Below are 23,205 nucleotides of genomic sequence, written 5' to 3'. Positions count from 1 at the left end.
GATCTAGAGGTCGGCCAGCGCGCTCTTGACACCCGAGAGGTTGTCGAGCCGCATCTCCGAATATTTGCGGCCCAGCACGATGCCGGTGGCACCTCCGGCGAAGGCCGCGCGAACCGCGGCGCTCACGCGCGCCGGGGTGGTCTCGACGAGGCCCGGGCCGGCTGTCAGGTCGGCGTCGATCATCGGTGTGTCGCCGATCGAAACCTCTTCTGCCATCTGCGCGTCAGGTTCCCCGACCGGGATGTCGATGCCGATTCCGGCCCAGACCGTGCTGCGGCCCTCGCGGCCGACATCGGCGCGCGCCACCTCGCGGCGGACGTAGTCTGCCGACAGCCCTGTCTGCGGCAGCTTATCGAGCGCTCCTTCGTCGAGACCGAGCATTTTCAGAAGTATCGGATAGACAGCGGTCGGATCGGCGTCGCCGAATACGGCGCGGGCGATGTTTCGCACGAAGCTCGCGAGACGCGGACCACCGGCATCGTGATAGGTCGAGATCTTGAGGAAGTCGGCGATATGGCTCAGGTCCGCGTAGTTCTGGCTGGCCCGTTGGAACGGGCTGAAGCTGCTGCCCTGGTAGAGGTCCCAGCCGACCTTCATGTCGGGGCGGAACGAACGGACGGTCCCGAATATGTCGCGATAAAGCTGGTGCTGGCCGTCGGCCCACAGCGACTGCCAGCCGATGATTTCGGGGTAGGTCAGCAGCAGCCGCCAGAAGCCCGCAATAACCCCGTCAGGCGGGCGGTTGCCCTCGGAGACCGCGGCATTGAGGAGGACCAGCTTGCGCTGACCTTCCTGAGCCCGGCGCCAGTCGATGCCGCGTTCGGCGGCTCGCGCCTTGCAGTGCGGGCAGAAGCAGACGATCAGCCCGAGACCCTGCCGGGTCGGCTCTTGCAGGAGCCGGTCCAGCGGGCCCGGACGGGCAGAGCAGAAGGCGAGGCCATCCAGTTCGTAGCTCTTGATGTAGTCCTCGACGATGCCGAGGACCCAGTTGCGATAGTCGGGATTGTTGAAGCAGGGGCGGCGCGCCGGCTTGTTCCAGATGTCGACTTCAAGGCAGTGCTGGAAACCAGGCAGGCGGCGCAGTTCGCGGGCATGGCTGCTTTCGTCGAAATAGGCAAAACTCTTGAGCCCGCGAGGTCTTGCCTCGGCGATGACAGCCTCGAGCATGTCCCAGTCGGGGTATTCTGGCGCGCGCCCGGCCGGGCCCAGAACGCTGCCACGATAGAATTCAGGGTGCACCTTGGCATAATTGCCGCCGCGCCAGTCCGGCTCGTATTCCGCCTTGCCGTGGTCGGGAAAGGGACGCCCCGGCTCCGCCCGGCCGCCACTGGCACGATTCCAGGTGGGTGTCGCGAGCCACAGCGTGTTGACTCCGGCCCGCGATTGAACCGTATCGAGGACGCTGCCGGTACCTTCGTCGATGAAGGAAACTGCGCCGATCTGGATGGCGATGGTACGTTCGGCCATGAGCTCAGCCCTTGAGGCCGGTGGTGGCGATGCCTTCGACCAGCCGCCGCTGGAAGAAAGCGAACACCAGGATGACGGGGACCAGCGAAAGCGTGGTCATGGCGAACATCGGCCCCCAGGCCGATTGTCCGGAGGCATCGAGGAACAGCCGCAGGCCCAGCGACACGGTGTAGTGTTTCTCTGTCGAAAGGTAGAGGAGCTGGCTGAAAAAGTCGTTGTAGGTCCAGATGAAGGTGAAGATCGTCGTCGTCACGAGGGCCGGGCCTAGAAGCGGCAGGATAATCTTGGTGAAGATCTGGAACCGGTTGCAGCCGTCAACCATAGCCGCCTGTTCGAGCTCGATGGGAATGCCGCGAATGAACTGGACCATCAGGAATATGAAGAAGGCGTCGACGGCAAAGAACTTGGGCACCACAAGCGGCAGGAAGGTGTTGGTCCAGCCAAGGGCATTGAAGATGATGTACTGAGGCACCACGGTCACATGGAACGGCAGCATCAAGGTGCCGAGCATGACGGCGAACCATAGGCCACGCAGCTTGAACCTGATCCGTGCAAAGGCGTAGGCCGCGAGAGAGCACGACAGCAGATTGCCGATGATGGCGCCGGCGCAGACGACGAAGGAATTAATGTAGAACGTCGCGAACGACGTGCCGCTCCCGAGTACCCAGCCGCGTATATAGTTCGTCAGGTCGAGGCTTCTGGGGATCGGACTGAGTTCGGTGAAGATTTCACTGTCGGGCTTGAACGAGCTGCCGATCATCCAAAGCAACGGATAGAGCATGCAGAACGCGCCGACGATCAGCACAAGGTGTGTCAGCAGCTGGCTGAATGGGAAAACCCGGACGGTTCGAGTGCTGGTTGCCATGGCCCTATCTCGCGTCGTCGTAGTGGACCCAGTACTTGCTGCTCAGGAAGGCGAGCGCGGTGAAGACGCCGATGATGATGAGTAGAATCCAGCCCATCGCCGACGCGTAGCCCATGCGAAAGTTAGTGAAGCCCTGGATGTAGACATACAAAGTGTAGAACAGCGTTGAATCGAGCGGACCGCCCTTGCCGCCGCTGATGATGAAGGCGGGGGTGAAAGCCTGGAACGAGTTGATGATCTGCAGCACGAGGTTGAAGAAGATCACCGGTGTCAACATCGGCAGGGTGATGAACCAGAATCGGTGGACCTTGCCGGCACCATCGATCGTTGCGGCCTCGTAGAGCTCCGCCGGGATCTGCTTGAGGCCGGCGAGGAAGATGATCATGGCCGAGCCGAACTGCCAGACATGCAGTATCACCAGCGTCCACAGCGCCTGTTTGGGCGAGGACACCCAGCTCGACCCATGAACACCAAAAAATCCGAGGATCTGGCTGACCACGCCGTCCAGCCCGAAAATCTGCTGCCACAAGATGGCGATGGCGACGCTACCGCCCAGCAGCGAGGGAACGTAGTAGACGGCTCGGTACAAACTGATGCCGCGGATCCTGGTGTTGAGCAGGAGCGCGAGGAGGAGCGCGAAGAGCAGGTTCAGCGGCGCCGCGGTAAACACATAGGTAAACGTCACGCGCAGCGCTTGCAGGTAGCGAGGGTCGCGCGAGAACAGCGTTATGTAGTTCTGCGCCCCCACCCATTTGGGCGGCTGCAACAGATTGAAATCCGTGAAGGACAGATAAAGTGAGACGAGCGTCGGGCCGGCCAGAAACACTAGCAGTCCGACCAGCCACGGCGCGAGGAACAGGTAGCCGTAGGCGTTGTCGCTGAGCGGCTTGCGGGTTCGAGCCGGGCGTGCGCCGGAGCGCGACGGGCTGAGGCCTGTCGCGGCGGGGCTTTCGCTGGAATGACCAATCGTCATCAGCCTAGAATCTGCCCGGCCTGGTCGAAGAACTGGCTGACCGTGTCCGCAATCGAGGCCTGTTCGAAGGCCACGGCCTGATGCGACCGCTGCATCAGATCCTGGACCTCGGCGCCCTGCTTTGGCCACGGAACAAAGCCGGCGGACGCATGATCGGCCACGTATTTGACGGTGGCCACCATGCTCTGCTCGACGGGCGAGATGTCGGGCGTCACCAGTTCTGCGATCTTGGAAGAGGCCGGCACGCCGCGTGCCATCAGCTGGATTTTGGCGGCGTCGGGATCGTTGAGCACGAAGTTCACGAACGCCGCCGCCAGATCCTTATCCTTGGCGTCGGCATTGATGTAGACCTGCATGCTCGAGTTCACGAAGGCGCCGTACTGGTCGCCCTTGAGCGCTGTGCTGCCGACGCCGGTGGGGAAGGGGGCGACGGTCAGCTTGTGCTTGGTCAGCCCCTGCAATGAAGACGCGATTGAACTGTTGATCGGATACATCGCGGCCTTGCCGGTGATGATCGGCGATGTCTCGAAGCCGGTCTCCAGCGCAGTCACTTCGCCAGGGGGCACGGCGCCGGCCTTGCGCAGTTCGTCCCAGAAGGTGAACCATTCGGTGAGCTCGTCCGGACCGAATCCGATCTTGCCGTCCGGCGTGAAGGCGTATTTCTGGCGTTCCCTGAGGAACACCTCGAGGCCGGCGAGCGCGCGCGTCCCCGCGGCCGCCCAGATGTCGGCCGAGCCGTAAAAGCCGGGCTTGGACAGCGATTTGGCGACCTTGGCGTACTCGTCCCAGGTCCAGCCATAGTCGGGGATGTCGACCTTGGCGTCCTCGAACACCTGATTGTCGAGGAAGTAGCAGCCGCAGGCGAGACCCCATGGCACGCTATACTGCTTGCCGCCCACCTTGGCCGTTTCGAGCACGCTCTTACTGGCGTTGCTGACGTCGATCTTGCCGGCCGCGATATAGTCGTCGAGCGCCAGCAACCGGCCAGCAGCAATCAGGGCTCCCGGGTCGGCCACCTGCATGACATCGGGAGCGTTGCCGCCGGCGAACTCGGTCGACAGCTTGTCCTGATACCCGACGAAGCCACCATATTCCGGCGTCACGCTCAGACCCGGATGCTTCGATTGAAACAGCTGGATCAACGCCAGCGTCTTTTTGTGGCGATCATCAGATCCCCACCAGGACAGGCGCATCGTGGTGGCGTCCTGTGCAAACGACACGCCGGACAGCAATGGAGAGGCGGCCAACGCACCCGCGCCGACGAGAATTGTGCGACGGGTAAGCCGGCCGGCCTCGCCAGCCATTTCCTGGTCCTCTTGCTTAGCCATATTGGGTAGTCCTCCCTTTGATTAGTCTTGAGGTCTGACCGGTTTGATATGGGTCAGGCCCAGTCGATGACCGCCACCTCGTGGTCCAGAATCCTGTCGACCGAGAACACGAGTTCGCTACCGTCCATCGTCGCGTCGACCTGACGCCCGGCGACGCGCAGATCGACCGTGGCAGGTGCCTTGCCGCCATCTGCCGCGCGAACGCGAACGGTGGTCGGACCGACCGGAACCAGTTCGTCCTGACGTCCCGGTACGCGTGACGTCACCAGCCGATTATTCAGGTGCAGCACCTGGCGGTTGCCCTGCCGATACAGCGTCGGCGTCACCAAGCCGTGTCCTCCTTCGACCCTGACAGCCTCCTGTCCCTCCCCGATGCTCCAGCGCACCGCATTGGCCAGCAGCAGCGCATGCTCGAACTGTTCTTCGCGGGCAAAGCAGCGATCGAGGTCGGCTACGAACCAGATCAGGTTTCCGCCGCCGGCGCCCTTCTTGACCGTGATCGCGGGAAGGTTGGTTCTGAAGGTCCGCATGAACGAGGTTTCAGGCGGGTAGATCGGAAAGTCGGGAATGAAGGTCGCGAGCACTGTCGTGTCTTCGTCGGCCTCGGCAACCGGCAGGTAGCCACCGAAAGGCAGCGTGTCGGTATCGTCGAGGCCGGCGAGCAGGGGGTGGCGCGTTCCCGCAGCTGTCGGGGCGGTCGGGTCCGATGGGCCGTAGACGCCGGCGCGAAGCTCGGGCGAAAGACGGAGGTAGGAGTGGCGTGCGTGGGTCTCGATGTTGCCATCCGGCTTGCCCTGGCCCCCGAATTCGCCGCTACGGCGATGCAGGCCGAACAGAGCGCCGAGCGCGAAGTCGGCCAGCCGGTCACCATGCTCGCTGTAGAGGCTCGATTCCGACGTGGCGATGACCGAGCCGCCCTCATCGGCAAATGCTTGCACGGCCGCAATCTGGGCGGCCGACATCGCGCCAAGATTGGGGAGAATTAGGACCTTGAATCGGCCGGCCGCGGTGCCGACGGCGTCGGCGTGCAGGGGGAGCCAGGCGATTCCTGCCTTGTCCAGCGCTTTGGTCGCGCCGCGGTAGGGATTGAGGGTCGCTTCCGATGCGTTGTGTTGCCCCAGATAGTCATGGTTCTTCTGCGACCAAAGTACAGCGACGTCGGCGACTGGGCTGCGGTTGAACAGAACGTCCTGATTGGCTTCGTGCCACTTGAAGATTGGCTCGGCCGTCCGGTATTGCCGCCTGTCCTCATGCATCGAACCGATATGATGCCACCACGGCTGGATCCCCCCGGCGAAGCCGGACGACGACCAGAGCCGCACTTCGGCCGGCGGCATGCTGGAAAGCCGAAAGGCCGGGCTGCCGAGCTGATATTGCGGGGTCGATTCAGGGATCAGGACGTTCCAGCCACCGACCTCATGCAGGCGTTTGCCTGCCTCCGTGTTCTGCTCGAACCCGTCCACGCCGTTTCGGCGCTGGTGATCGAGCATGATGATCGGGCTGCGAGAGAGAATCTCCGGCAGATCAATGAAACGTTCGTTGTTGTGAAGCACATCGCCCGAGATCATGCCCATCCAGGCGCAATCCGGCCCTCCCGCCTCGGTCGTTACCCGATTATTGAGTTCCCAGATCTCCGTACGGCGCCGGTAGCTCCACTGGATCCACTTGCGATAGGGCTCGCTCGACCAGTTATCTTCGTGGGGCAAAAGCAGGCCGGAAAAAGCCTCGAATTGCTCCTGGCAATTGCGGCAGTGGCAGATGAGGCCGCGCCGCAGCCCAGCCCAGTTGTTGTCCGCGAAGCCGTCCGGCTTGCTGCGCGAGATGATTTCGCGGATCACGCTGGGCAGGTACTCCGCATAGTAGGCGGAGTTGATGCAGGTGACGTATTTGTCGGCTTCCCGATACGGGTTGCCTGCTGCATCGACCGCAATCCAGTCCGGATGGGCGCGATAGAACTCGGCCGACACGCGATTTGAATCCATCCGCGCGATGACGGTGAGCTTCTCGTCACGGGCCGCCTTGACGATCTCGCCATAGAGGTCTCGGCCTGCGAGCTTCAGGGCAGGTTTATGCAGCGGAATCTCGCTCGGGTAATAGGTTACAATCCCGCCGGCATTGATGATCACGCCCTGAATACGTGTCTTCCGCCAATGTTCGCGCCAGAAGTTGGCGTCGTAGCGCTCAGGATCTATCTCGACCAGATTGGTTTGAGCCCATCGAAGTGTTGTTTTGTACCAAGGCTCAGAAACCATAATGGCAATCATCCTTCAATTCGCATGTCACAAATGCGTCCTCCGACTGCTCGCTCGGTCGCGAAGCCTCCCACCACAGCCAGGTGCAGCGACGAGACTTCTCCGCGATATCGTTGGCATTCCTCCGACGCACCGGGGCGCCGCTTGGGCCCTACACCGGGTGCGATATGCGTACGGTAGCGCTACCATTTCGACGATGTCAAGGGTCGGACTGCGTAGCTCCTGTCCTCCCGCCAGGACAAGCCGCACCGTCACGTCGGGATAGGAAGCGAGGAAATCGTGGACGATCGCAGGGACGTTGAGCGCGCCGAACGCGATCGGCGCGGTCACGAGCAACTTGCCACGCGGTGCGCGATATTCGCCCGAGGCGGCACGCTCCGCCTCGAACAGTTCTTCGAGCACCCGCCGTGCCGAGGCGACATAGGCCGTGCCGCCCTCCGTGAGTAGAAGCTTGCGGCTTGTGCGGATGACAAGCTGCGACCCAGCTCGATCTTCTGCTCGACTACCAGACCAATGTAGCGCTCTGCGACGCGGTCCAGGCTTACTTGCGCGAGCATCGGCCGCCAGTACTGGCCGTGTGGGGCAAGAACGATCCGTTCTTCGTTCAGTCGGGCGCTGAGGCCTTCAAGCGTGACGTGCCGGCGGCGGACATTCGCTTCGTCAAGAGCGGCCGCTTCGCGCTCGAGACGCATGCCGCCGAGATTGGCGCCGCAATGCGCGCCTTTCTCGCCGGGCATGTGAGCTGATCCCTTGTCCGGGCGCCGCCCGTCCGGGGCTAGGACGTCCCGCGGCCGAGACACGGTATGGCGTTCATGCCGATGTGCACCGCTGCATCAACTCGGCATCTTTGTGCTTCATTCAGCTCAATAATCGCGAGTCGAAGGGCTATAGTGAATACCGGCGCCTGTTCGAGAACGAAGGAAGGGTTTGAGACATGGCAGACAACACACAACGTGCCGTTCTGGCCGGCGGCTGCTTTTGGGGCATGCAGGATCTGATCCGCAGGCAGCCGGGTATCGTTGCCACGCGCGTGGGATATTCGGGCGGGGAGGTGCGCAACGCCACCTATCGCAATCACGGCACCCATGCCGAGGCAATCGAGATTGTTTTCGATCCCGATCTGACGAACTATCGCCAGATCCTCGAATTCTTCTTCCAGATCCACGATCCGACCACGGCGAACCGGCAGGGCAACGATGTCGGCGCCAGCTATCGGTCCGCGATCTTCTACGCTGACGAAGAGCAGAAGGCTGTTGCGGAAGAGACGATCGCCGATGTCGACGCTTCCGGTCTCTGGCCCGGCAAGGTCGTCACCGAGGTTTCGCCGCTGGGGGATTTCTGGGAGGCCGAGCCGGAGCATCAGGATTACTTGGAGCGAATCCCGCACGGCTATACCTGCCACTTCATCCGGCCCGGCTGGAAGTTGGCGCGCCGCGCCGACGCAGCCTGAGGCATAAGTCAGCGCTGGAAATCCGCAGGAGGGTTTCCGGAGCCTCGACGCATTTCGCGGCTAGGTCCGTCCAGCGGATCGTCAGCGAAACTTGGGTCGCCCTGAAGGAAGCACGAGACCTCTCCGTCGGAGCGCGGCGTCGACGGTCCGTTGGCAAGCCTCCGGGCGGGCCAACTGGATCGAACGTCGATCGTCACGGACAGTATCCCGCGCGCGCGATGAAGAGGGTCGCGGCAGGCAGCCTCAGCGGGCGGCCGTCGTATTCAGATAGACGGCATAGAGACGCTGCGTCGCGCAGATGAACAGGCGGTTGCGGAAACGGCCGCCGAACTCGACATTCGCCGCGACCTCGGGCAGCACGATCCGGCCGAGCAGCGTGCCGTCTGCCGCAAGGCAATGCACGCCGTCCTCGGCGCTGGTCCAGATATTGCCATGCCGGTCGATCCTGAAACCATCGTAGATTCCGGCCTCGGCCTCGCGGAGCAGCCGAGGCGGGCCTAGCCTCCCATCCGCGGCGAGCGGATAGGCAAGGAGCCGCGACGGACGCGAGCCGCTGTCGGCCACGTAGAGAATGCTTTCGTCCGGCGAGAGCGCGAGGCCGTTCGGCTGCACGAGGTCGGTGATCATCGCTTCGGCGCGGCCGTCCGGGCCGACGCGATAGACATTGTTGCTGCCGATCTCGCTTGCGATCCGCGCGCCTTCATATTCGGTTGCGATGCCATAGGTCGGATCGGTGAACCAGACAGTCCCGTCCCTGGCGACGATAACGTCGTTGGGCGAGTTAAGCCGATGCCCATCATGGCTGTCGGCGACGGTCGTCACCGAGCCGTCATGCTCGAAACGCGCGACGCGGCGGTTCTGGTGCTCGCAGGCGAGAACGCGGCCCGCTGGATCGAGCGTGTGGCCGTTTGTGAAGAAGGAGGGCGACTGGAACAGCGTGACGGCGCCCGTCACCTCATCGAAACGCAGCACGCGGTCGTTCGGAACGTCGGAGAAGAGCAGGTGCCGCGCGGCCGGCACATAGACAGGACCTTCGAGCCAGCGTCCGCCCTCATAGAGCACATCGACATGCACGTTGGGCAGGACCAGCGCACCGAAGCGCTCGTCGCGGATATCGAACCAGTGCGTGATCATCGCTCTCTCCGAAGGGGAGGCGGCGCGCGTCGCGTGCCGCCCCGTCTTGCTCAGGCGTAGTTGTTGTAAAGGGTCTTCTTGCGCAGATAGCCCTCGATGCCGTGCTTGCCGTCCTCGCCGCCGATGCCGCTCTTGCGATAACCGACATGATGCGCATGCGGGCTCTCGCCGGAAGCGCGATTGACGTAGATCTCGCCGAATTCGAGCTCGTTCACGCTGCGCATGATCTTGCGATGGTCGCGGGTGAAGACATAGGCCGACAGGCCGAAATCGGAGTCGTTCGCATAGGCCAGAGCCTGCTCGAAATCATCGACGGCAAGCGCCGCGATGACCGGGCCGAAGGTCTCCTCTTTCATGATATCGAGATCGTTCGAACCGACGGAGAGAATGGTCGGGTAGAACCAGTGGCCGCGCGCCTCGGCCTGTTGCGGCGTGGCATCGACGAGCCGCGTTGCGTTCTGCTTCAGCGCCTGCGCGACCATCGCCTTCAGCTTGGCGACTTCGCCTGCATTGATGCGCGGCCCGATGTCGACATTGGTTGTCGGATCGCCGACCGTCAGCTTCTGCACCCGCGCGACGAACTTTTCCATGAAGGCATCGTGGATGGCCCGGTGCAGATACATGCGGTCGTTGCAGGTGCAGACGGCGCCGCCGGCGAAGAACTTCGAAGCCACGGCCGCATCGACAGCCTTGTCGATGTCGGCGTCCTCCATGACGATGAAGGGAGCCTTGCCGCCGAGCTCGAGGCGCACTGGCTTGATGTGCTCCGCGCCGAGCGCATAGATCTCGCCGCCGGCCCGCACGCTGCCCGTCATCGAGATGATGTCGGTGCCCTTGTGCGAGACGAGATGAGCGCCGACGGTCCGCCCGTCGCCGACCACGACATTGATCACGCCATCCGGAATTCCGGCGCGGCGTGAAAGCTCGGCGAGCACAAGCGTCGTGAGGGGCGTCTGCTCGTGTGGCTTGACGATAATCGTATTGCCGGTGACGAGCGCCGGGCCGACCTTGCGGGCAAAGAGCGCCGCCGGGAAGTTCCAGGCCGTGATGCCGACGGCGACACCATAAGGAACGCGCTGGATCCAGATCTGCTCGTCGGGGTTCTCGCCCGGCATGATCTCGCCCTGAATGTGGCGGGCGCTCTCCGCCGCATAGCGCAGGAGGAGGGCGGAGAAGGCGACGTCGATGCGACTGTCGTGCAGGATCTTGCCGCCCTCGGCTGTCAGCAGATGCGCCAGCGCTTCGGCATTCTCGTCGATGAGCGCGGCGAAACGGTTGAGCAGCGCCGCGCGCTGCGCCGCCGTGGTCGCCCGCCAGAGCGGCTGCGCCTTTCGCGCCGCGGCGATCGCGCGGTCGGCATCCTCGATCGTGCTCGAAGCGACGGCGGCGACGATGCTCTCGTCCTTCGGATTCTCGATCTCGCGCCGCTCGCGGCTTGCGGAATCGACCCATCGGCCGCCGATGAACAGCTGGCCTTCGCCAATGCCGAAATCACGCATGGTCTGGATCGTCATGAACGCTTCCTCCTGTATCCGTGCTCGCAGATCTCGTGGATCACTTGATGATGCCGATCTTCTTGCGGTCGATCGTGACGAACACCGAAAGGACCAGCACCAAGCCTTTGACGATGTTCTGGAAATAGGGGTCGAGGCCGACGATGTTCATGCCATTCGACAAAATGGTGATGATGAGCGCGCCGAGGATCGTCCCCTGGATGCTGCCGACGCCGCCGGTCAGCGGTGTCCCGCCTACGACCACGGCGGCGATGGCATCGAGTTCGAGTCCCTCACCGAGCTGAGCGGTCGCTGCCATCGCGCGGGCGCCCTGAAGCAGGCCGGCCATGCCGCACATTAGCCCCGACAACACGAAGATCGCGATCTTGACGCGGTCGACGCGGATGCCCGTCAGGAGCGCGATCCGCTCGCCGCCGCCGATTGCCCGCACTTCGCGCCCGAAGACCGTCAGGTTGAGCATCACCGCGGCGGCGGCGATCAGAAGGATGGCGATCAGCACTGAATGCGGGATGCCGGCGGTGCGTCCCGAATAGAGATCGAGAAAGCGCTCGTCATCGATCGAGATCGGCGCGCCGCGCGTGAAGAAGAGCACGATGCCGCGATAGACGACCATCGCGCCGAGGGTGACGATGAAGGAAGGGACCTTGCCCTTCGCGACGACCATGCCGTTTACGAGGCCGGCGGCCGCGCCGATCAGGCATGCGGGAACGATGGCATAAATGCCGAGGCTCGCTGCGGTGGCAGCCGCCACCAGCGCCGCCAGCGCCACGATGGCACCGACCGAGAGGTCGATCGAGCCTGCGATGATTACGAAGGTCATGCCGAGAGCCGCGACCAGCAGCACGACGGCCTGCTGGGCGACGATCATCAGATTGTTGAACTGCAGGAAGCGCGGCGATGCCAAGGAGAACACCGCGACGAGGACGAGCAGCAGCAGGATCGGGAAGAAGCGCCGGATGTCGTCGCGACGCGAGCGCGCATCAGCCGGCCGCTGCGTCGTCTCGGAATGTCCCGTGACCGTGGGTTTTGTGGACGACATTGGTTTCCCTCAGGTCATGTGCCGGATGATGGCGTCTTCGGAGGTGGCGGCCGGGTCATCGATCGACGCCGCGATGCGTTGTCCGCGCATGACAAGGATGCGGTCGCTGAGCCCGATCAACTCGTTGAGGTCCTCGCTGACCATCAGGATGGCGAGTCCTTCCTTCGCGGCCTCGCGCAGCGAACGATAGATTTCGGTGCGTGCGCCGACATCGACGCCGCGCGTCGGATTGTTGAGCAGCAGCACGCGTGGATCGATGGCGAGACATTTGCCCAGCACGACCTTCTGCAGGTTGCCGCCGCTGAGCGAGCCGGAGCGCGCCTTTTCGGAACTCGTCTTGATCAACAGCCGGGCGATCATCGCCTGTGCCATCGTGCGCGCCTTGGCGCGATCGAAGAACGGGCCGCGGCGCGGCGGCTTCGCCATGACGAGATTGTCGAGCACGCTGGCATCAACGATGAGGCCCTCGGTCGTGCGCTCGCCGGGCAGGTAAGCGATGCGCGAGGCCCAGCCGTCGGCTGGCGTCTTCGCGACGAGCGGAGCACCGCCGACCGTCACGCCGCCGCTTCGCGGGCGTACGACACCGGCCGCGATCTCCAGGATGCGCTCTCCGCCTGCGCCCTTAAGGCCTGCGATACCGAGGATTTCCCCCGGAGTGACCGAAAGACTGGTCGGCTCAAGCCCTTCGGCCGTCACGCCGATGAAACGCAGCATCGGCGCGCCAGCGAGCCGCGCCTCCGGGCGGGCAGGGTAGAGACCCCGCGACAGGTCGCGCCCGACCATCCGGCTCTGGATGCCGTCGCGGTCGAGTTCGCCGGCCGCGAAGTCCCCGACCTTGCTGCCGTCCTTCAGGATGGTGAGCTGGTCGGCGACCGCGGCGATCTCCGCAAGGTGATGCGAGACGAAGGCGACGACGAGGCCTCTCTTCCCGAGGGCACGCATGGCGGCCAGCAGTTGGTCAGCCTCGCGGTGGTTGAGGAAGGCGGTGGATTCGTCGAACAGGACGGCGCGCGGCTCGGTGGAGAGCGCGCGTGCGACCTCGATGCATTTCCACTGGCCGAGATCGAGCCGCGACAGCGGTTGCGCTACCGAGACATCAACCGCCAGGGTGTCGAGCAGGGCCTGCGCCGCACGGTTCATGGCAGCCTGGTTGAGGAGGCCGCGACTGCGGAATCTCGCCAACTGGCCCGAGAAGACGTTCTCGGCGATCGTCAGCGACGGATTGATGGTGATTTCCTGAAATACCAGACGGACGCCAAGCGCTGTCGCCTCTGCCAACGAGCGCGGCGCATAGGGCTGGCCGTCGATGGCGATGCTGCCTGTATCGGGACGCTCTGCACCGGCGAGGATCTTCAGCAAAGTCGACTTGCCGGCGCCGTTTTCCCCGACGAGTGCATGAACGCGGCCGGGCTCAAGCGTGATCGAAACGCCGGAAAGGGCCCGTGTGCTGCCGAAGCTTCTGGCGATGTCGGTGGCGACGATCTTCAAGGTCGTGTTCCCGGACGGCCCCGGCTGAAGAGCAGGGCGAGACGGTGCGAAGAGAGGTCGCGGCCCGGACGGAGGCTCCGCCGGGCCGCGACCGTGTGACCTCAGCTTACTTCGAGTATTTCAGCTCGAAGGTGGCCGCGCCGGCGCTCGGCGTGTAGGTCTGCGAGTGGGCCTTGAAGTCATAGGGCGGCACGCCGCCGGGGAAATCGGCCTCGAACTGGGCGACGCGGTCCTGCGTCAGCGGCAGCAGCTTCAGCTTGACGTTGTCCTGATCCTTCGGGATCGGGTGACCTTTGATCTGGTCGTAGAGCATGACGAGCGCGAAGCCGCCCTGCAGCCAGTGACCGCCGATGTCGAACAGCAACTCGCCATTCTTGACCGCCGTAACATTCTCGGGGTTGAGGTCCATGGCGACGACCATCACGTCCTTGCCGGGCTGCTTGCCGGCATTCTTCAGCGCCGTCATGACGCCCGTCGCCGTGCCGCCATTGGCGGCCCAGACGCCCTTGATCTCAGGGTTGCCCTGATAGAGCGACTCGAACACCGTCTGGGACGTATCACGGACGAAATTGCCGTCGACTTCGCCCGCGATAACCACTTCCGGATGATCCTTCAGCGCGTCCTCGAGGCCCTTGCGGCGGTCGATGGCGACCGACGTACCGGCCGTGCCATTAACGACGCCGATGACCTTCTTGCCGTTCGCGTCGGCAGGAATGGCGGCAAAAAGCGCCTCGGCCATCTGCTTGCCGGCATCCTCGTCGCTCGGGCCGACAAAGGCGCTATAGTTCGGGAAGCGATCGCTCTGCGGCTGGAAGTCCGGATAGCTGTCGGTCAGGATCACCGGAATATTGGCGTCCTTCGCGAGCGTCAGGCCACGGGCTGCCGTCGCCCAATAGGGCGTGAAGATGATCCCATCGACCGGCTGGGCGACGAGGTCTTCAAGCGACTTCACCATCTGATCGGGCTTGTTGTCGGCGTTGAGCACGACGAGATTGACCCCGAGTTCTTCCGAGCCCTTTTTCATGAAGTCGATGTAGTTGTTCCAGAACTGCGCAGCGAGCGTCGGAACGACAACGCCGATGGTAGGCTTGTCGGCCGCTGCCGAGGCAGAGCCCGCCAGCGCGACGGCTAGGGGCGCCGCCATCGCCAGCAGAACGGTCCGAATTCGTCTGTAAATCATAGGATCCTCCCCAAGGGCCGAGATTGTATGAGTGCGACCGGGCCGGCCCGGACCGGTCGCGATGAATGGTGCGCCGACGGGCCCGTGGGCCCGCTCCTCCGGCGTCAGGCGCTTCGCGATCGCGCGAAGGACGCGGCGAGTTCGATCGCCTCGATGAGGCTCGTTTCACTGGCGATGCCACGGCCGGCGATGTCGAACGCCGTGCCGTGATCGACCGATGTCCGGATGATCGGCAGGCCAAGCGTGACATTGACCCCGCTCAGCGCCTCCCAGCGGCCGGTCTTCTCGTCCACCGAGAAGCCGAGAAGCTTGACCGGGATGTGCCCCTGGTCGTGATACATCGCGATCACCGCATCGAACTGCCGGGCGCGCAGCTTCACAAAGACCGTATCGCCAGGCACCGGCCCCTCTACATCGAAGCCCTCATCGCGAAGCTTGCGGATCGTCGGTTCGACGATGTCGATATCCTGCCGACCGAACAGGCCGCCTTCGCCAGCATGCGGGTTCAGCGCGGCAATTGCGATCTTGCGGCGCGGCAGACCGAGCGCCTTGAGTGCCTCGTCGGTCAGCACCACGACGCGGCTGATCCGCTCGGGGGTCACGCGGCGCGGCACGTCTTCAAGGGCGACATGGGTGGTGATGTGGCTGACGCGCATATTGCCGTGAGCGAGCAGCATGACGCTGTCGCGGGCGCCGGTCAGGTCCGCCAGAAGCTCGGTGTGGCCGCTGTAGTGATGGCCGGCGAAGTTCAAGGCCTCCTTGCTGATCGGCCCGGTGCAGATGGCATCTGCGCGTCCGTCCATCGCGAAATCGACGGCCTTCGCAATCGCATCATAGGCGATCCGGCCACCCTCGGCGGTGGAGCGCCCGACCGGAACCTCAAGCCGATCGGCATCGACGTCGACGAAGGCAATGGGTGGCGAGTCTGGCGCTGCGAGGAGGGCCGGATCGACGGACACCGCGGGATCATCGAGGCCAAGAGACTTCACGGCATTGCGATGGGCCGAGGCCGATCCAACAAGCACGAGCGAGAGATCGCCGGAAGCGATACGCGGGCGCAGCACTGTGGCTGCGCGCGCCATGATCTCCGGTCCGATTCCGGCCGGGTCTCCCGATGTGACGGCAATCCTGGGTCGAGACACTGATGCACCTGATCTTGTTTGAGCGGAAGCTAGCGAAGGCGGGCGGAGTTGGGAAGTCATATAACGTCACGTTCTATCAGAAAACGTCATTGCACTGCACAAAAGCGGGGTAAAGTGGGCGCAGGCGGCCGAGCGCGTGTTAAATGGGAGTTGACACTTTTCGAAATCTCTCACTTTCTACCACCGGCGAGTGAATATGAGCGCAGGCTGCTGCGCCTCACTCGATCTGAAAGGGAGGACTTGCCATGGCATCCGTGAAATTCATAACCCGGCTCCTGGGCGCGGCGTCGATCGCTGCGCTAACCTGGGGCGCTCATGCCGATACCTACAAGCCGGAGTGCTTCAGCCCGGCCAAGGACAATCAGAAGACGATCCAGTATGATGCCAAGAAGGGCCCGTACAAGATCGCGCTGGTGAACGGCTATGTCGGCAATGATTGGCGCATCACCGCTATCCAGTCCGCCAAGGCATGGGGTGCGCGCCCTGACAATGCCAAACAGCTCTCCGAGTTCAAGGTGATCTCGGTCGGGAATGACTCAGCCGCCCAGATCGCGGCGATTGATAACTACATCGCTGCTGGCTACGACGCGATTGTCATCAACGCGGTGAACCCGACCGCCTTCGACGCGGTTGTGAAGCGTGCACAGCGCGCCGGCGTCGTGCTCGTCACGTTCGACAACGTTCTCGATTCCGACAAGATCGTGCAGGTCAACGAGGACCAGTTCGACCTCGGCCGCATGAAGGCGCAGGCCGTCGTCGACGGGATCAAGGCTGCCAAGGGCGACGTGAAGGGCCAGGTGCTCGAGATTTCGGGCCTGCCGGGCAACAGCGTCGATCGCGACAACCATGAGGGCATGCATTCGGTGCTCGACCAGTACAAGGACCTGAAGGTCGTACAGGTCGTCGGCAACTGGGATGCGGGCACCGCCGAGAAGGGCACCGCCGACGCGATTGCCACCAATGGCAATTTCGACGGCGTGATGGTCCAGGAGGGGGCGATCGGCGCGCTTCATGCGATGCAGGCTGCCAAGCACCCGGTCGTCCCGATCGGCGTCGACGCGGGTAACGGCACGCGCCAGCTTGCCGTCGAGGGCAAGTATCCGGGAATAACCGCCGCGCAGGCGCCGGCGATGTCGGCACTCGCTCTGGAGGCGGCGGTCGTGCTCCTCAATGGCAAAGCACTGCCCCAGAAGGTCTTCCTGCCGATTCCGAACAAGAACAATGCCGATCTCGTTTCCGGCAAGGACTACTTCCCGGACCTGCCTCCGAATTTTTATACGACGACCGGCTATCCGCAGTGCTTCCCGGTCTTCACGCCGCAGGAACTGCTGGGACAGGACGCCCAGAACGCGGAGTGATCCGCGTCGGCGGGACATCGGAAGGCCAGTTCGAATGACATCTCTCGTCGAATTCTCCGCCGTATCCAAGACCTATGGCGGGATTCCTGCCCTGACCGACGTCTCGCTGACGATCGAGGCTGGTGCCGTTCACGCCATTCTCGGCGAGAATGGCGCCGGCAAGTCGACTTTAATGAAGCTGCTGGCGGGCGTGATCACGCCCAATGGCGGCACCATCAAGGTCGACGGAGTCGAGCGGCATTTCGCGACGCCGCGCGATGCGACGGCGCTCGGCATCGTCTGCATGTTCCAGGAATTGTCGCTGATGCCGCATCTCACGGTGCGCGACAATCTCCTGCTCGGTGACGGCGGGCCGATGCTGCGGCTCATTCGCGGCGCCGCAGTCAAGGCCGTGCGCGCCTCGCTCGATAGCGTTGGCGGCAGCCATATCGGCCTCTCTTCGCTCGTCTCCGAGCTTCCGCTTGCCGATCGGCAGCTTGTCGAGATCGCCAAGGCTATCCACCGGCGGCCGCGTCTGTTGATCCTCGACGAGGCCACGGCGGCGCTGACGGCCGAGCGTGTGGAGACGGTGTTTGCCGTGATCCGCAAGCTGCGCGATGAAGGCTGCGCGATCCTCTTCATCTCCCATCGGATGTACGAGATCGACGCCGTGGCGGACCGCGTCTCGGTGTTTCGCAATGGCCGCCATGTCGAGACCTTCGCGGCCGGCACGCGCAACCGCGACGAGATGATCGGACTGATGGTCGGGCAGCCGCTGACCGAACTCTTCCCCCCGCGAGTCGCGGGGCCAGCCATGAGCGTCGCACCGCTCCTTTCAGGGCGCGGCCTCAGCTGGGAGCGCGGGCTTGACGCTGTCGACTTCGACGTCCGGCCGGGCGAGATCATCGGCCTTGGCGGCCTCGACGGCCAGGGCCAGCAATATCTGATGCATGCCGTCTTCGGCGTCCTGAAGGGTGTGCAGGGAACGCTGACGCTCGACGGCAAGCCGCTTGGCGGTGTCACCCCGCGCCGCGCGAAGGCGCCGGGCGTCGACATCGCCCTCGTTCCGGAAGACCGCAAGACCGAGGGCCTGATCCTCGACATGTCGATCGGCGAGAATCTCAGCCTCGCCGGGCTCAGCCGCAAGCCCTATGGGCTGACAAAGGCGGCGGGCCCTGCAGACGTGGCCGTTGCGCGCCTCACGGAACGGCTGGAGATCAAGCTGAAAAGCCTCGACGATCCGGTCAAGGTGCTCTCGGGCGGCAATCAGCAGAAGGTCGTGCTCGCAAAATGGCTCGCCCTATCGCCGCGCTGCCTGCTTCTGATGGACCCGACGCGTGGCATCGATGTGCGCACTAAGGCGCAGATCTACCGTCTTCTCCAGGAACTGGCAGGTGAGGGCCTCGCGATCATCCTTCAGTCGACGGACTATGAGGAACTCATCCATCTCTGCCATCGCATCTACGTCTTCTATCGCGGGCGGGTTGTCCGCGAGATGAGCGGCGACGAGGTCACGCCCGACGCCCTGATCGCCGCAGCGCTCAACGCCCACTCGAACACGGCCTCGACATGACAGAAACCGGCATATCCCGAAGCGGCAAGTTCAAGGTGCCGCGCGTCGTGATCTCAGCGGTGCTGCTCGCGATCCTGTTCGCGTTCTACATCACCATCCAGCCGCGCGGCTTCTCAACCTATGTGATGACGATCTGGTCGAATCAGGGCCTGCTCCTGGCGCTTGCCGCCATAGCGCAGTTCTTCGTCGTGCTGGTGCGCGGCATCGATCTCTCGGTCGGTCCCATGATCGCGCTGACCAATGTCGCTGCCTCGCACCTCCTGTCGGGTTCCCTTGGCGAAGTGGCGCTTGGAGTCCTGCTGGTCATGATTGTCGGCACTGGCTGCGGTCTGCTCAACGGCCTCGCCGTCGTCGTCGGCCGTATTCCGCCGATCGTGGCGACGCTCGCGCTCGGCAGCCTTTATTCAGGCGTTGCCCTATTGCTGCGGCCAACACCAGGCGGGGATATCGACGAGACGCTCTCCGACGCGCTGACCTACGATGTCTATGGCGTGCCCACAGCGCTGATCGCACTCGCCATCATTCTGGTTCTGGTCGCCATCCCGCTGCGTCGGAGCCGGTTCGGCATGAGCCTTTACGCCATTGGCTCCTCGCGGGACGCCTCGGTGATGACCGGCATCCGCGTGCCTCAGGTGACGCTTGCGGCCTATGCGCTTGGCGGCTTCTTCGCGTCGCTCGCGGGACTTTATATCAGCATGCTGACGCTGACGGGCGATCCGAATATCGGGCCGTCCTACACACTTAATTCGATCGCCGCGGTCGTCATCGGTGGCGTTGCATTGTCGGGCGGGGTCGGCTCGCCGCTCGGCGCGGCGCTCGGCGCCTTCATCCTCAAGACGATTTCGGCTCTTATGTTCTTCTCCAACCTTCCGCCGCTGGCTCAGCCCTTCTTCGAGGGCGCCATCCTTGCGATCGCCATCGCCCTTGGCTCGCTCGGCATGCTTCGCGTGCGATCCCGCCTGGAGCGGTTCCTCTGATGTCAACGACCTCATCTTCAACGACCGGCACAGGGCGGATGGCGTCGTGGGGCGTCGATCGTTCGGTAGTCATCCTTCTGGTCGCCAGCGTCGTGGTGCTGGCCGGCGCCGCGCTGGAATCTCCAGGCGTTCTCTCGGTCAACTACCTGCTGCAGCAGCTCCAGATCGCGGCGATCGTCGGTATCCTCGCAACCGGTGCGATGCTGGTCATCCTGCTTGGGCAGATCGACCTCTCCGTGCCGCTGACCATCACCGGCACGGCGATCCTCGCCACCTCGCTCGCAGGGTCGGGCAACCCGACGCTCGCCTTCATCGCGATCCCTGCCGGGCTCGCCGGCGGGCTGCTCATCGGGGCGGTCAACGGCCTCGGCGTTGCGATCTTCCGGATTCCGGCCATGGTGTGGACGCTCGCCGTCAATGCGATGCTGCTCGGGATCACGGTGTTCTACACCAGCGGTGCGAAACCGGCCGGCGCACCGCCGTCTCTGATGGTCTTCCTCGCCCGCGAGCGGACCGTCGGCATTCCGAATGCCTTTCTTCTATGGCTTGTCGTTGGAGCGCTTGTGCTTTTCATGCTGCGACGCACCGTCTTCGGCAACTATATCTATGCGCTCGGTCAGTCGCCGCGAGCTCTCTTCCTCGCTGGCGCTCCGGTCGAGCGAATCATCGTAGGCGTCTTCGCCCTGGCCGGCCTCCTTTCAAGCCTCGGCGGGCTGTTGCTCGTCGGCTATGCCAACCAAGCCTATCAGGGCATGGGCGACAGCTATCTGATGCCGGTCATCGCCGCGGTCGTCCTCGGGGGCACGTCGATCTTCGGCGGCAGCGGCAATTATTCGGGCACCTTCATGGGTGCGATCTTCATCACTCTGCTCGCCTCGGTTCTTTCGTTGATGCAGGTCCCCGACGCGTTGCGGCAGATGGTGTTCGGCGGCATCATCCTCGCGATGCTCTTGATCGACCGCGCCCGCCGCACCCCCTAACCTCCGTTCGAAATCAATGAATCAGACCCGACGCCCCGAACTCATACCCGCCCAGCGCCGCGCGACGATGCTCGAGCTCATCCGCAAGCGCGGCGCCGCCTCCATCCAGGAGCTGGCCGAGGCGATCGGCATCTCGATGTCGACGGTCCGCCGCGATCTGGAGCATCTCGAGGAGCGCGGCTATCTGGAGCGCTCGCATGGCGGGGCTGTGATCCAGAAGCAGTTGCAATCGACCTTCGAGCCGGAGGCGGCGATCACCGCCGAATTCGACCGGTTCGAGAAGGAGGCGATCGGTTCAGCTGCCGCAGCGACGCTGAAATCCGGCGCCAGCGTTCTCTTCGACAGCAGTTCCACGGTTCTCGCGGCAGCTCGTGCCTGCGTCGAGCGAGGCGTCCCTCTGACCGCCGTTACCAATGATCTCGGCATCGGCCAGGTGCTGGCCGGGGCCAACAATATGCGGGTCGTCGTGCTCGGCGGCACGGTGCGGGCGGGTTCGCTTACCATGGTCGGCGAGCCGGGCGAAGGGTTACTCCGGGAGCTATCGGCCGATGTTGCCTTGATAGGCACGCATGCCATCACGGCTCTCGGACTCAGCGAAACGTCGCTTGAGGCCGCTGCCATGAAGCGCGCCATGATCGCGGCGGCGCGGCGCGTCGTACTGCTCGCCGATGCATCGAAGTTCCGCGCGGCCGCGTTCTGCAGAATTTGCGAACTCTCCGATATCCACGAGCTCTTCACCGACGACCGAGCCGACCCCTCCGAGATCGAGCGGGTCCGCAACATCGGCGTCTCGGTGACCGTCGTCCCGTCGAGAGCCTCGACGACCGCCGCCGCATGACTCTTTTTCGCCTCGTCGCCGACGATCTCACCGGAGCGCTCGACACGAGCGCCCAGTTTGCCGGCCTTGTCGGTCCCGTTCCGGTTCTCGTCGATCCGAAGGCCGCTCGACCGGGAACGTCCTTCGCCATTAATATGTCATGCCGCGACGGCGAGGAGACGGCGGCGATCGCAGCGACGCGGGACACCGTGGCGGCGCTGACCGGGGCCGACATCGCCTTCAAGAAGATCGACAGCCTCTTGCGCGGCCATTGGGCCGCCGAACTCGCGGAGATAGTCCGGTCGGGCCTGTTCCGCCGTGTCGTGCTCGCGCCGGCCTTTCCAGCGCAGCGGCGGATGACGATCGGCGGACGCCAGGTCGTGGCCGACGCTACCGGCGCGATCAAGCTGGTCGCCGAGCCGGCGACGGCGCTCGCCCGCCATGGAATCGCCATCGCGACCGAAACGACAAACCCGCTTGCCGATCAAGGCACGAAGGTCCTGCTGCTCGACGCAACGGCGGATGACGAACTCGATGGAATCGTCGCTCGCCACCGCGGCGCCGCCGGAACGCTCTGGTGCGGCGCTGCCGGGCTGGCGCGGGCGCTCGCCGGTCGCCCGGTGCCGGTTGTCGCGTCGCCGCCAGGCTCGCATTTCGTGCTGGTCGGCTCGCATCACCACGTCACGCGCCGCCAGATCGCTGCGTTCTTGGAACACAGCAAGGAGCCGATTGTCCGCTATGGCGCCGACGTGGCGGCAAGCGCCCGGGCGATCGCCGCACGGTTGTCGGCGAGCGGACGCTGCGTCGCCATGCCGGATCTGCCCGATGGGATCGACGGTGCAGAGGCGGCACGGCTCATCGCTCGCCGGATCGACGGTCTCGCGGACGAGATGCCACCGCCCGATGTGCTGACCGTCGTCGGCGGGGAGACCTTCGCCTCGCTCTGCGCCGCCCTCGGCGCCGACAGGCTCGTGGCAATGGGCGAAAGCGAACCTGGGATCCCGGCCTCGCGGATGGATGCCGGCCGATGGACGGGCGTGCCCTGCTTCTCGAAGTCCGGAGCGTTCGGCGGCGAGGACTGGCTGGTACGTCAACTCGCCGTCGTATGATCTAGGGGAGGCTTCGACCAGCTGTTCGCGCGTCGAGCGGGGCCAAAAACCCCATCATGCGTCATGATCCGGCCAGCGGAGCGTTACCGCCGCTCGGACCGGCCAGACGATCTTCTCCGCGCCATCGGCCCGGCAGCAGCTCATGGCTGAGGCAAAGGGCGCCCGGTCGCGCGAGCGCGGTTATGGCTTCGTCGTCAACGAGAGCGCGCCGAGCGAGGTGGCGGTCGCGGCCCAGGTTCTCGATGCCGCCGGGCGGCCCGTCGCCGCCGTCCATGTTGCCGGCACGCTCACCAAATGGGACCCGGAGGACTATGAGCGTCGGTTCTCGCCCTACGTTGTTGAAGCGGCCCGCTCGCTCAGCCATTGGGACGTAAACGGCCTCACGGCCGGCGGGCGGGGCGTCTGATGTCGGCCACCGCGCCCCTGTCGGCCGTCGAATGGCTGGCATCCCGTTGTGACGTGATGCTGTCGCTCCTCGGCGAACTGGTCGCCATCGACAGCGGCACAGCCAATCACGGCGGCGTCGCGGCCGTTGCCGCGAGGCTCGCGGCATTTCTTGCCGAGGCGGGCATTGAGACAG

The 23,205-nt window shown here is 64.3% G+C and carries 18 protein-coding genes and 2 pseudogenes; 9 read left to right on the top strand and 11 right to left on the bottom strand.

Translation table 11 applies throughout. From position 1 onward, the window contains the following. Positions 1-3 precede the first annotated feature (3 nt). The 5 genes from BUB39_RS15305 to BUB39_RS15285 all read right to left on the bottom strand — a co-directional run bounded on the left by BUB39_RS15305 (position 4) and on the right by BUB39_RS15285 (position 6,885). Positions 4-1,467, bottom strand: coding sequence for an alpha-amylase family protein (locus tag BUB39_RS15305; RefSeq protein ID WP_073054900.1), 1,464 nt, complete (start codon positions 1,465-1,467; stop codon positions 4-6). Positions 1,468-1,471: 4 nt separating this feature from the next. After that, positions 1,472-2,332 carry a carbohydrate ABC transporter permease gene (locus BUB39_RS15300; RefSeq protein ID WP_073054898.1) on the bottom strand — a complete coding sequence of 287 codons (861 nt, stop codon included), beginning with the start codon at positions 2,330-2,332 and terminating at the stop codon, positions 1,472-1,474. A gap of 4 nt (positions 2,333-2,336) precedes the next feature. Next, positions 2,337-3,299, bottom strand: a complete 963-nt coding sequence (locus tag BUB39_RS15295; RefSeq protein WP_425292920.1) for a carbohydrate ABC transporter permease — start codon at positions 3,297-3,299, stop codon at positions 2,337-2,339. Between the two features lie 5 nt (positions 3,300-3,304). After that, positions 3,305-4,609 carry an ABC transporter substrate-binding protein gene (locus BUB39_RS15290; protein WP_073054893.1) on the bottom strand — a complete coding sequence of 435 codons (1,305 nt, stop codon included), beginning with the start codon at positions 4,607-4,609 and terminating at the stop codon, positions 3,305-3,307. A 77-nt stretch (positions 4,610-4,686) separates the two neighbouring features. Continuing rightward, the gene (locus tag BUB39_RS15285; protein ID WP_073054890.1) at positions 4,687-6,885 is read right to left on the bottom strand and encodes an alpha-amylase family protein; all 2,199 of its coding nucleotides are present in this window, start codon (positions 6,883-6,885) and stop codon (positions 4,687-4,689) included. Positions 6,886-7,367: 482 nt separating this feature from the next. Between BUB39_RS15285 and BUB39_RS25240 the strand changes: the two are divergent. Continuing rightward, positions 7,368-7,631: pseudogene (locus BUB39_RS25240) on the top strand (alpha/beta fold hydrolase); the annotation flags it as partial. 188 nt (positions 7,632-7,819) lie between these two features. Further along, the gene (gene msrA, locus BUB39_RS15280) at positions 7,820-8,335 is read left to right on the top strand and encodes a peptide-methionine (S)-S-oxide reductase MsrA (RefSeq protein ID WP_073054888.1); all 516 of its coding nucleotides are present in this window, start codon (positions 7,820-7,822) and stop codon (positions 8,333-8,335) included. Positions 8,336-8,578: 243 nt separating this feature from the next. Here the strand turns inward: msrA and BUB39_RS15275 are convergent, their stop codons facing one another. The 6 genes from BUB39_RS15275 to pdxA all read right to left on the bottom strand — a co-directional run bounded on the left by BUB39_RS15275 (position 8,579) and on the right by pdxA (position 15,832). Further along, positions 8,579-9,469, bottom strand: coding sequence for an SMP-30/gluconolactonase/LRE family protein (locus BUB39_RS15275; RefSeq protein WP_073054886.1), 891 nt, complete (start codon positions 9,467-9,469; stop codon positions 8,579-8,581). A gap of 50 nt (positions 9,470-9,519) precedes the next feature. Then, a complete protein-coding gene (locus BUB39_RS15270; protein WP_073054884.1) occupies positions 9,520-10,983 on the bottom strand; it encodes an aldehyde dehydrogenase family protein in 1,464 nt (487 codons plus the stop codon). A 40-nt stretch (positions 10,984-11,023) separates the two neighbouring features. Next, entirely contained in the window at positions 11,024-12,022 is a 999-nt protein-coding gene (locus tag BUB39_RS15265) for an ABC transporter permease (protein ID WP_084527443.1), read from the bottom strand. Positions 12,023-12,031: 9 nt separating this feature from the next. Further along, on the bottom strand, positions 12,032-13,510 hold the full coding sequence (locus BUB39_RS15260) for a sugar ABC transporter ATP-binding protein (RefSeq protein ID WP_073054882.1): 1,479 nt from the start codon (positions 13,508-13,510) through the stop codon (positions 12,032-12,034). Positions 13,511-13,616: 106 nt separating this feature from the next. After that, positions 13,617-14,690, bottom strand: coding sequence for an ABC transporter substrate-binding protein (locus tag BUB39_RS15255; RefSeq protein ID WP_073054879.1), 1,074 nt, complete (start codon positions 14,688-14,690; stop codon positions 13,617-13,619). Positions 14,691-14,794: 104 nt separating this feature from the next. Continuing rightward, a complete protein-coding gene (gene pdxA, locus BUB39_RS15250; protein ID WP_073054877.1) occupies positions 14,795-15,832 on the bottom strand; it encodes a 4-hydroxythreonine-4-phosphate dehydrogenase PdxA in 1,038 nt (345 codons plus the stop codon). A 245-nt stretch (positions 15,833-16,077) separates the two neighbouring features. Here pdxA and BUB39_RS15245 point away from each other — a divergent pair, with 245 nt between their 5' ends. The 7 genes and pseudogenes from BUB39_RS15245 to BUB39_RS15215 all read left to right on the top strand — a co-directional run. After that, on the top strand, positions 16,078-17,190 hold the full coding sequence (locus tag BUB39_RS15245) for a sugar ABC transporter substrate-binding protein (protein ID WP_073054875.1): 1,113 nt from the start codon (positions 16,078-16,080) through the stop codon (positions 17,188-17,190). A gap of 34 nt (positions 17,191-17,224) precedes the next feature. Further along, complete coding sequence (locus BUB39_RS15240) at positions 17,225-18,742, top strand: sugar ABC transporter ATP-binding protein (protein ID WP_073054873.1); 1,518 nt, start codon at positions 17,225-17,227, stop codon at positions 18,740-18,742. Further along, positions 18,739-19,719 (top strand): ABC transporter permease, encoded by a 981-nt coding sequence (locus BUB39_RS15235; protein ID WP_073054871.1) that lies wholly within the window; start codon positions 18,739-18,741, stop codon positions 19,717-19,719. Before BUB39_RS15240 ends, BUB39_RS15235 begins: the two co-directional genes overlap by 4 nt. Beyond that, positions 19,719-20,699: an ABC transporter permease gene (locus tag BUB39_RS15230; protein ID WP_073054869.1), complete on the top strand. Its 981-nt coding sequence runs from the start codon at positions 19,719-19,721 to the stop codon at positions 20,697-20,699. The genes BUB39_RS15235 and BUB39_RS15230 overlap by 1 nt, the downstream gene beginning before the upstream one ends. Before the next feature lie 16 nt (positions 20,700-20,715). Beyond that, complete coding sequence (locus BUB39_RS15225) at positions 20,716-21,537, top strand: DeoR/GlpR family DNA-binding transcription regulator (protein WP_073054867.1); 822 nt, start codon at positions 20,716-20,718, stop codon at positions 21,535-21,537. Further along, positions 21,534-22,625 (top strand): four-carbon acid sugar kinase family protein, encoded by a 1,092-nt coding sequence (locus BUB39_RS15220; protein WP_073054866.1) that lies wholly within the window; start codon positions 21,534-21,536, stop codon positions 22,623-22,625. Before BUB39_RS15225 ends, BUB39_RS15220 begins: the two co-directional genes overlap by 4 nt. A gap of 106 nt (positions 22,626-22,731) precedes the next feature. After that, a pseudogene (locus BUB39_RS15215) lies at positions 22,732-23,031 on the top strand (IclR family transcriptional regulator domain-containing protein); the annotation flags it as partial. Positions 23,032-23,205: the final 174 nt, after the last annotated feature.

The organism is Kaistia soli DSM 19436, assembly GCF_900129325.1.
GTDB lineage: Bacteria > Pseudomonadota > Alphaproteobacteria > Rhizobiales > Kaistiaceae > Kaistia > Kaistia soli.
The sequence above is the reverse complement of the archived record's forward strand: the minus strand, read 5'-3'. Positions and strand labels throughout refer to the sequence as shown.

Excerpts from the sequence above, each read along its gene's own strand:
- BUB39_RS15305 (WP_073054900.1), bottom strand. The coding sequence starts at position 1,467 with ATGGCCGAACGTACCATCGCCATCCAGATCGGCGCAGTTTCCTTCATC.
- BUB39_RS15300 (WP_073054898.1), bottom strand. The coding sequence starts at position 2,332 with ATGGCAACCAGCACTCGAACCGTCCGGGTTTTCCCATTCAGCCAGCTG.
- BUB39_RS15290 (WP_073054893.1), bottom strand. The coding sequence starts at position 4,609 with ATGGCTGGCGAGGCCGGCCGGCTTACCCGTCGCACAATTCTCGTCGGC.
- BUB39_RS15285 (WP_073054890.1), bottom strand. The coding sequence starts at position 6,885 with ATGGTTTCTGAGCCTTGGTACAAAACAACACTTCGATGGGCTCAAACC.
- msrA (WP_073054888.1), top strand. The coding sequence starts at position 7,820 with ATGGCAGACAACACACAACGTGCCGTTCTGGCCGGCGGCTGCTTTTGG.
- BUB39_RS15275 (WP_073054886.1), bottom strand. The coding sequence starts at position 9,469 with ATGATCACGCACTGGTTCGATATCCGCGACGAGCGCTTCGGTGCGCTG.
- BUB39_RS15270 (WP_073054884.1), bottom strand. The coding sequence starts at position 10,983 with ATGACGATCCAGACCATGCGTGATTTCGGCATTGGCGAAGGCCAGCTG.
- BUB39_RS15265 (WP_084527443.1), bottom strand. The coding sequence starts at position 12,022 with ATGTCGTCCACAAAACCCACGGTCACGGGACATTCCGAGACGACGCAG.
- BUB39_RS15255 (WP_073054879.1), bottom strand. The coding sequence starts at position 14,690 with ATGATTTACAGACGAATTCGGACCGTTCTGCTGGCGATGGCGGCGCCC.
- BUB39_RS15245 (WP_073054875.1), top strand. The coding sequence starts at position 16,078 with ATGGCATCCGTGAAATTCATAACCCGGCTCCTGGGCGCGGCGTCGATC.
- BUB39_RS15240 (WP_073054873.1), top strand. The coding sequence starts at position 17,225 with ATGACATCTCTCGTCGAATTCTCCGCCGTATCCAAGACCTATGGCGGG.
- BUB39_RS15235 (WP_073054871.1), top strand. The coding sequence starts at position 18,739 with ATGACAGAAACCGGCATATCCCGAAGCGGCAAGTTCAAGGTGCCGCGC.
- BUB39_RS15230 (WP_073054869.1), top strand. The coding sequence starts at position 19,719 with ATGTCAACGACCTCATCTTCAACGACCGGCACAGGGCGGATGGCGTCG.
- BUB39_RS15225 (WP_073054867.1), top strand. The coding sequence starts at position 20,716 with ATGAATCAGACCCGACGCCCCGAACTCATACCCGCCCAGCGCCGCGCG.
- BUB39_RS15220 (WP_073054866.1), top strand. The coding sequence starts at position 21,534 with ATGACTCTTTTTCGCCTCGTCGCCGACGATCTCACCGGAGCGCTCGAC.